The sequence below is a fragment of the Pseudoruegeria sp. SK021 genome, from assembly GCF_002119405.1.
In the GTDB taxonomy this organism is placed as follows: Bacteria; Pseudomonadota; Alphaproteobacteria; order Rhodobacterales; family Rhodobacteraceae; genus Meridianimarinicoccus.
The window spans coordinates 1-907 of the sequence record NZ_MTBG01000112.1; the positions used below are offsets into that span (position 1 = coordinate 1).

Sequence of the window (907 nt, forward strand, 5' to 3'; positions counted from 1 at the left end):
CGGTGTTTGTCAAACTAGTTGTCCGCCGATTTCATGCGGCGTCTCTGATTTCAGGGGCGCTGAATTCGTTTTCTGGATTCAGCCAGACAGGTCCGGCCGGTTGCCAGTTTCGGGTTTTTCCTGACCAGCGTTCCGGCTTTTGTGCGCGTGCAGTTGCGTAGAGACTGGCGCGGCTGGCGAGCGTTGCGCTGTCATGCCCAGAGTGGCGCTCGTTTGGCGTGACGAAGCGGATGGCGCTGTGCAGATGTTGGCCATTGTACCAACTGGCGAAGGATTTCACCCAAGCCTGGGCATCCTCTTTCGTGGCGAAGCCCTTGGTCGGCCAATTTGGGCGGTACTTGCAGGTTCGGAACAGCGCTTCGGAAAAGGGATTATCATTGCTGACGCGCGGACGGCTGTAGGATGCGGTGATACCAAGCTTTTCCATTGTCACCTTCATCGTGGCCCCCTTCATGGGACTGCCGTTGTCGGCGTGCAGGACCAGCGGGCGGGTGATGCAGCCCTCGGCCATGACCGCCTGTCGGATCAGCCTTGCGGCCAGGTCCGAGGTTTCTCGGTCATGAACCTCCCAGCCAACGATCTTGCGGCTGAAGATGTCCACGATCAGGTACAGGTAGAAGAACGTGCCTGCGACCGGCCCGGGCATCCAGGTTATGTCCCAGGTCCAGACCTCGCGAGGCGCACTGGCCTTGTAGCTGGTGGGCGGTTTGCGCCGCACCGGCGACTTGGCCCGGCCGCGGTGATGCTGTTGTCCATCGGCGCGCAAGATGCGGTAAAAGCTGGACTCAGACGCCAGATACTGCCCCTGATCCGCCAGTTTCGGTACGATTTGGCTGGGTGGGAGGCTTGCGAATTCCATTGAATTACAGACATCCAGCACGGCGGCGCGTTCATCCGCGCTCAGCTT

1 protein-coding gene is annotated in these 907 nt (G+C 60.2%); it reads right to left on the minus strand.

Going from position 1 to position 907, the window contains the following annotated elements; all coding sequences use genetic code 11:
- Window positions 1-31: 31 nt before the first annotated feature.
- Window positions 32-907 (minus strand): IS3 family transposase (locus BV911_RS18830; RefSeq protein ID WP_139840167.1); only part of this gene is annotated, 876 nt, incomplete at its 5' end.